Source organism: Bradyrhizobium sp. Y36, assembly GCF_002531575.1.
Classification (GTDB): Bacteria; Pseudomonadota; Alphaproteobacteria; order Rhizobiales; family Xanthobacteraceae; genus Bradyrhizobium.
Map to the genome: position 1 here is coordinate 141,587 of NZ_NWTI01000021.1, position 6,809 is coordinate 148,395.

Sequence of the window (6,809 nt, forward strand, 5' to 3'; positions counted from 1 at the left end):
AGCATGGCGTTAGCGAAAATGAGCGTGGCAGAGGTCGAGCAGTTCCTCCGTCACGAGTTTCCCCAGGCCTTCAGCGGCGACGACATCACGATCGAGAGCGCCGACGGCCAGACCTGCCTCTTGCGGCAGCGTTACAGCGAAAAGATGCTGCGGCCGGGCGGTACCGTGTCCGGGCCGACCCTGATGGCGCTGGCCGATTTCGCGATGTACGTGGTGCTGCTGTCCGCGATCGGGCCGGTCGGGCTCGCGGTGACCACCAATCTCAACATCAATTTCCTGCGCAAGGGCGGGTCCGGCCAGGACGTGCTGGCGGAGGCGCGGCTGCTCAAGCTCGGCAAGCGTCTGGCGGTCGGGGAAGTCAAGCTGCTGTCCGGCTCCTCGCCCGATCCGATCGCTCACGTCACCTCGACCTATTCCATTCCAACTGTTTGAGGTTTTCGCAGGTAATATAGCACCATATTTTTAACTCGTTGATATTGCATATATAATTTCCATCTCCGGGCATTGACCGCAACGCGTCTCTTCTCTAGAAAACCGCGCAGTCCGGTGCGGTGTTCGCGCCGATGCTCCCCGTCCACGGAAACTCTGACATGAAAACCTTTTCGGCAAAGCCGGCTGAGGTGACGAAGAAGTGGGTGCTGATCGACGCCAAGGGTCTGGTCGTCGGCCGTCTCGCCACCATCGTCGCCATGCGCCTGCGCGGCAAGCACCTCCCGACCTACACCCCGCACGTTGATTGCGGCGACAACGTCATCATCATCAATGCGCAGCATGCGGTCCTCACCGGCCGCAAGCGCGAGCAGAAGACCTACTACAAGCACACCGGCTATGTCGGCCACGTCAAGGAGCGCACCGCGCGCCAGATCCTCGAGGGCAAGCATCCCGAGCGCGTGCTCGAGAAGGCCGTCGAGCGCATGATCCCGCGTGGTCCGCTCGGTCGCGTGCAGATGGGCAACCTCCGTGTCTATGGCGGCGCCGATCATCCGCACGAGGCGCAGCAGCCCGAGAAGATCGACATCGCCAAGTTGAACCGCAAGAACACGAGGGCCGCATAACATGGCCGAATCCATCCAGTCGCTCGACCAGCTCTCGCAGCTCAAGACGGCGGCGGCGCCCGATGCGCCCAAGCACGAGAAGAAGGTCGACAAGTTCAACCGCGCCTATGCCACCGGCAAGCGCAAGGACGCGGTCGCCCGCGTGTGGATCAAGCCGGGCGCCGGCAAGGTCACCGTCAACTCGCGCGAGGTCGAGGTCTATTTCGCCCGTCCCGTGCTGCGCATGATGATCGAGCAGCCGTTCTCGGTGGCCGCCCGTTCCGGCCAGTACGACGTGATCTGCACGGTCGCCGGCGGCGGTCTCTCCGGCCAGGCCGGCGCGGTCCGTCACGGCATCTCCAAGGCTCTCACCTATTTCGAGCCGGAGCTGCGCAGCGTGCTCAAGAAGGGCGGCTTCCTCACCCGCGACTCGCGCGTGGTCGAGCGCAAGAAGTACGGCAAGGCCAAGGCCCGCCGGTCCTTCCAGTTCTCGAAGCGTTAATCGCTTCGGTCACATTCGCCGCGAAAGCGGCTTCAATGAGATGCAAAAGGGCGCTGATTTCAGCGCCCTTTTTGCTGTTCGTTTGTACGCAAATTGATGGCGTGTTTCCGGAAAAATTGGGCACCCGCGAAAACCTGAATGGAACCCGCCGGACCTAGCGTCGCCTTCGGAAGGGCGCGCAAATCGGATGGACCGATCGCGTAACTGCTATGTTCTAGAGGGGGCCGACATGATGTCGCTCGATAGCATCACGCTCTATTTGGTCGCCACCATGGTCGCCGCACTGCTCGGCGCCATGATGGTGTTTTTCGGCAGGCAGGAGGACAGCCCTGCACTGAAATGGTGGGGCACCGCCTATCTGCTCGGTGCCGCCTCCGTCGCGCTATGGACCGCGACCGGCGACAAGCTCGGTCCGCAGCTCTATCTCGCGCTGAATGCCGTCGGCTTCGTCGCTTGCGGCATGGTGTGGAATGCGGCGCGCGTCTTCCACGGCCGCAAGCCTCATTGGCCCGGCCTCGTGCTCGGCGCGCTCGCCTGGGTCGCCGCGGTCTCGCTGCTTTCCCCCGAGGCCTCGATGCTGCGCATGATGATCGGCGCCGGCATCGTCTCGGTCTACGCCGCGCTGACCGCGAGTGAGCTCTGGACCGAGCGGCGCAAGAGCCTGCAGCGGCGCTGGCCGGCTTTCGTCGTGCCGGTGATGCACGGCTGCGTGCTGATGCTGCCGATCGTGCTCGGCAGCTTCCTGCGTCCGCACGATGCCGGCTTCTCCTCCAGCATCTGGGTCACGGTGTTCGCAGTCGAGCTCATCCTCTACGCCGTCGGCACCGTGTTCGTGATCTTCATGCTGGTGTCCGAGCGCACGGTGACAGCGCACCGGACCGCAGCCTCCACCGACCCGCTCACCGGCATGCTCAACCGCCGCGGCTTCTCGGAAGCCTGCGGCCGTGTGATCGAGCGCGAGGCCAAGGCCGGCCGTCCCGTGACCGTGATGATCTTCGACATCGACCACTTCAAGTCGATCAACGACCGCTTCGGCCATCCCGCCGGCGACGAGATGCTGAGGCTGTTCTCGACCGTCGTCGTCAGCAACTTGCGCATCACCGACCTCTCGGGCCGCATCGGCGGCGAGGAGTTCGCAGCGCTGCTGCCGTGTTCGCTGGAGGAGGGCGTGCTGGTCGCCGAGCGTGTGCGCGAAGCCTTCGAAACCTCCGGCGTCGTGGTCGATGAGGGGCCGGTCGACACCACCGTCAGCATCGGCGTTGCCGGCGGTCCCGCCGGCACCGAGCTCGAGGTGCTGCTGGCCTCGGCCGACACTGCGCTGTACCAGGCCAAGCGTGGCGGCCGCAATCGCGTCGAGGCGGCGGAGGAGCTGCCGCTGTCGCTGGAGAACTGGCGCCGCCAGAGCGCCGCGCGGATCGGTGCGCCGCAGGCGCGGCCGGCCACGGCCTGAGACGCGAGGTGGCTTGCGGTAACCCTCTGTTTACCATTCGATCCCTACCATTGCGGTCATGGAATCGATCCGTCGACAGAACCCGCAAGCTGCCCTGATGTCGCTCGAAGCCGCTGCGGCGTCGGCACGCAGCGGTTTCGCCTGTCTGTTCTCGACGGCAGATGAATACGAGAGCGCGCTGATCAACGAGCGCCGCGCGCAGGGGCGCTACGCGCAAAGCCGCCGCAGCTACTGGCCGCTCGCGATGTTCGTCGGTTGTGCCCTCGTCGTGGCTGGCACGGTTCTGCTGCTGGTTTGAGAGACCTGCATTTTTGGGCCGACCGGGGCGCCATTTCGGCGCCTTCTTCTTTGCCCTCGGCTACGGTAGACACGCCCATCGAACAAAAACGGGTGGAAACCGATGATCACCGAGATCGCGCAAATCGACGTCAAGCCGGGCAGCGAGAAGGACTTTGAGGCCGCCGTCGCCAAGGCCAAGGCCGCCTTCGGCCGCTCCAAGGGCTTTCACGGTTTCGAGCTGCACAAGTCGATCGAGAAGCCGCAGCGCTACCGGCTGATGGTGAAATGGGCGACGCTGGAGAACCACACCGTCGATTTCCGCGGCTCGGAGAATTTCGCCGAATGGCGCGGCCTCGTCGGCCAGTATTTTGCCGCGCCGCCGGAAGTCGAGCACACCGAGACCGTGCTGACGACCTGAGGATCACGCCGCCTCCGCAAGCGGCGGCGCCTCATAGGTCTTGAAGTGATCGATCATGACCTTGGCGATGGCGACCAGCGGGAGCGCCAGCGCAAGGCCCCAGATTCCGAACACCACGCCGAGCAGGATCTGGAACGCGAACAGCGTGGCCGGCGGGATGTCCAGCGCCTGCCGCTGGAGCACCGGGGTCAGCACATAGCTCTCCATGGCGTGGACGCCCATGAAGAGCAGGAAGGCCGATAGTGCGGGGACCCAGCCCGATGCGAGGCTCGCCAGCACCACGATGACGCCGGCGATGATGGCCCCGACGGTCGGGATGAAGGCGAGCAGGCCGGCCTGAATCCCCAGGATGAACGAGCCGGGAATGCCGATGAGGAGAAGCCCGATCCAGGTCACCACGCCGACCGCGAGCATGACGATGATCTGCGCGATCAGCCAGCGCTCCAGCGTCTCGGCCGTGCGGTCGATGATGAGGGTGATGCGGGTGCGGTGTCTGGCCGGCGCCAGGAATAGCAGGCCGTCGTGATAGACGGCGGGCTGGGCGGCGAAGGCGAAGCCCAGGAACAGCACGATGAAGATGTTGCCGACGCCGTGGATGGTGCCGAGCAGCAGCTTGAAGGTCTGGCTCACGATCGCGCCACCGCTGGAAGCCAGCGCGCCCGCGCTGGGCAAGGCGCCGCGCGAGGGTGCCGCGGGTGCGGACGCAGCCTCCGACGACGGCGTGGTGCTGGCGGCGTCGGCCGCGCCGTTGCCGAGGTCGAAGAAGCTGGTGTCGATTCCGTGGCTGTCCAGGAAGGACCTGACGTTGGCGAGTTGCGATTTGAGGGTCTTGCTCAGCAGGGAAGCCTGCTCGGCAATGGTGGCGCCGCCGAGATAGGCGATGCCGGCGAGCATCAGGGCAAGGGCGGTGCAGACGATCGCGAGCCGTACCGCATGCGGCAGGGGCACGCGGCGCCCGAGCGCGCCGGTCAGCGCGTTGAGGCCGAGACCGAGCAGCATGCCGGTGAAGATCAGCAGCAGGGTGGTGGCGAAATACCAGGTGAAGGCGAGCAGTGCGGTGAACAGCACGACGCCGATGCCTCCGACCGAGATCGCCCAAGCCTGATCCCAAGCGAGGTCGCCGTGGGGCCGGGAGCGTTCATCCTTGGACATGGTCACATCGGGTCCCTTTCAGTGCGCTGCGCGCCGCACTCTCTCGACAAACGCGTTTTCGATCAAGCCCGCGTCAACGCGCTGGTTTGACGCCGGCACGCCGACGGTGCAGAGCGATGGGGAAAGAGCAATGGGGGCGGTTTGAGCTTCATCAGCAAATGGGCCGGTCTGCTCGGGCTTCTGGCCGTGCTCGTGATCGGCGACCAGATCCGGATCAACCGGCCCGGCCACAAATTTCGCCTCACGGTCGAAGTGACGACGCCCGACGGGATCAAGACCGGGGCGGGCATTCTGGCCGTCGTACCCGACCGCAACTACAACCGCAGCGGCCGCACCATGATGCGCGGGGAGGCGGTGTTCGTCGACCTCGGCCAAGATCCTGGCAAACACGGCGCCAAGGGCAGGAATCTGGTGGCCTTGCTGGTGCACCGGCAGGACGCCAAGCTGGATTTCGACGACATCAACTATGTCGCGCTCCGTGCCTATGGAGCTGCGCGCGGCAACCGTGTCTCGTTCAACGACATCCAGCGGCAGACCGGCGCGGTTCCGGTGCAGGGAGACCTCGTTCCGGTGCTCGTGAGCTTTGCCGATCCCAGGGATCCCGCCACCGCGCGGCTGGTCGCCGGCGACCGGGCAGAGGCGGTTCTGGGCGAAGGCTACGCGATCCGTGGTCTTAGCGCGGAAGTCGTGCCCAACGGGCTTTGGCCGATTGACTTCGGCGGGGCGCTCGGGGAGCCCGTGACGCGCGGCATCGAGGCGAAGCTGCCCTGGCTGGCCGCGCCGGGCGATGATGGTGCGGCAACTGCCCTGAAGGCCGCCGGCCTGCCTTCCGGGGACGAGGCCCGGGAGGCATTTGCGCGAAAATAGCATTGCCGTCCCGCGATCCCCTCTGTTGAATTTGTTCCATTCGAGGGGCATGTTTGGGGCATCTTCTTTCGGAGAGGCGCGGAACGACAGATGAGAAAGCCGGTCGTCGGCGTGATCGGGAATTCCCATCGCGTCGAAAATCGATTTCAGGTCCAGATGGTGGGCGAGCGCAATCTGCGCGCCGTGGCCGAGGTCTCCGGCGGCTTGCCGGTGATGTTTGCGGGCTCCCCGGATATCACCGATATCGGGGCGCTGCTCGACACCGTGGACGGCATCATTCTCACCGGGGCGAGGGCCAACGTGCACCCGACCCGTTTCAACGTCGATCCCTGCGCCAAGCACGAGCCTTACGACATCCACCGCGACGAGGTGGCGCTGGCGCTCTCGGTCGCCTGCGTATCCCGCGGCGTCCCGCTGTTCGGCATCTGCCGCGGCCTGCAGGAGATGAACGTCGCCTTCGGCGGCTCGCTGCATCCCGAGATCCGCGAAATCCCCGGCCGCATGAACCATCGCATGCCCCGGCTCGAGAACGGCGAGATCCATCCCGATCCGACCGTCGTGTTCGCCGACCGTCACGACGTCGACCTGACGCCGGGCGGGGCGTTCGCAAGATTGCTCAACTGCGAGAGGATCAGGGTCAATTCGCTGCACGGGCAGGGCATTCTCGAGCCCGGCAAGCGCGTCTTGATCGAGGGCGTCGCCGAGGACGGCACCATCGAGGCGATCCGGATCGCGGAAGCCCCGACCTTTGCGCTCGGCGTGCAATGGCACGCCGAATACGATCCCCAGCACAATCCGATCAACCGAAAATTGTTCGAGGCGTTCGGCGAAGCCCTGGTCGCGCGGCAGAGGGCGGCGGCGTAACTGACGCTCGCGTCCCTGGCGCCAAGCAGCGTTCTGACGCTGCTGCGCGGAGCCGCGAGCCCAGCAGAGCCGCGCGCGCAGAGAGGGGCTTTAGCCACGCGCTCGCAATGACGGCGTATGAGGGGATAGCCGGCCCTCAAAATGACGCTGTCATTCCCCGCGAAGGCGCAGGGATGTCCGGGGAATGATTCACTGTGACGCGGAGCATGCCCGGGTTTTCCCGGCGTGAAGCAGGTACTTTCT

At 65.5% G+C, this 6,809-nt stretch carries 9 protein-coding genes; 8 read left to right on the forward strand and 1 reads right to left on the reverse strand.

Annotation, left to right across the window (positions count from 1 at the left end; all coding sequences use genetic code 11):
• Positions 1–3 precede the first annotated feature (3 nt).
• From CO669_RS28615 to CO669_RS28640, 6 genes are all read left to right on the forward strand, one after another.
• The gene (locus tag CO669_RS28615) at positions 4–432 is read left to right on the forward strand and encodes a PaaI family thioesterase (protein WP_097663279.1); all 429 of its coding nucleotides are present in this window, start codon (positions 4–6) and stop codon (positions 430–432) included.
• A gap of 158 nt (positions 433–590) precedes the next feature.
• Positions 591–1,055, forward strand: coding sequence for a 50S ribosomal protein L13 (rplM, locus tag CO669_RS28620; protein ID WP_011087726.1), 465 nt, complete (start codon positions 591–593; stop codon positions 1,053–1,055).
• Between the two features lies 1 nt (position 1,056).
• Positions 1,057–1,536, forward strand: a complete 480-nt coding sequence (rpsI, locus tag CO669_RS28625; protein WP_008547917.1) for a 30S ribosomal protein S9 — start codon at positions 1,057–1,059, stop codon at positions 1,534–1,536.
• Positions 1,537–1,765: 229 nt separating this feature from the next.
• Positions 1,766–2,986, forward strand: a complete 1,221-nt coding sequence (locus CO669_RS28630) for a GGDEF domain-containing protein (RefSeq protein WP_097663280.1) — start codon at positions 1,766–1,768, stop codon at positions 2,984–2,986.
• A 58-nt stretch (positions 2,987–3,044) separates the two neighbouring features.
• The gene (locus CO669_RS28635) at positions 3,045–3,284 is read left to right on the forward strand and encodes a hypothetical protein (protein WP_097663281.1); all 240 of its coding nucleotides are present in this window, start codon (positions 3,045–3,047) and stop codon (positions 3,282–3,284) included.
• 102 nt (positions 3,285–3,386) lie between these two features.
• The gene (locus CO669_RS28640) at positions 3,387–3,683 is read left to right on the forward strand and encodes an antibiotic biosynthesis monooxygenase family protein (protein ID WP_028171678.1); all 297 of its coding nucleotides are present in this window, start codon (positions 3,387–3,389) and stop codon (positions 3,681–3,683) included.
• Between the two features lie 3 nt (positions 3,684–3,686).
• On the opposite strand, the gene CO669_RS28645 is transcribed toward CO669_RS28640, so the two are convergent.
• Entirely contained in the window at positions 3,687–4,841 is a 1,155-nt protein-coding gene (locus CO669_RS28645) for an AI-2E family transporter (RefSeq protein WP_502694525.1), read from the reverse strand.
• 135 nt (positions 4,842–4,976) lie between these two features.
• Between CO669_RS28645 and CO669_RS28650 the strand changes: the two genes are divergently transcribed.
• On the forward strand, positions 4,977–5,702 hold the full coding sequence (locus CO669_RS28650; RefSeq protein ID WP_097663283.1) for a hypothetical protein: 726 nt from the start codon (positions 4,977–4,979) through the stop codon (positions 5,700–5,702).
• 90 nt (positions 5,703–5,792) lie between these two features.
• Positions 5,793–6,566: a gamma-glutamyl-gamma-aminobutyrate hydrolase family protein gene (locus CO669_RS28655; protein WP_097663284.1), complete on the forward strand. Its 774-nt coding sequence runs from the start codon at positions 5,793–5,795 to the stop codon at positions 6,564–6,566.
• Positions 6,567–6,809 lie beyond the last annotated feature (243 nt).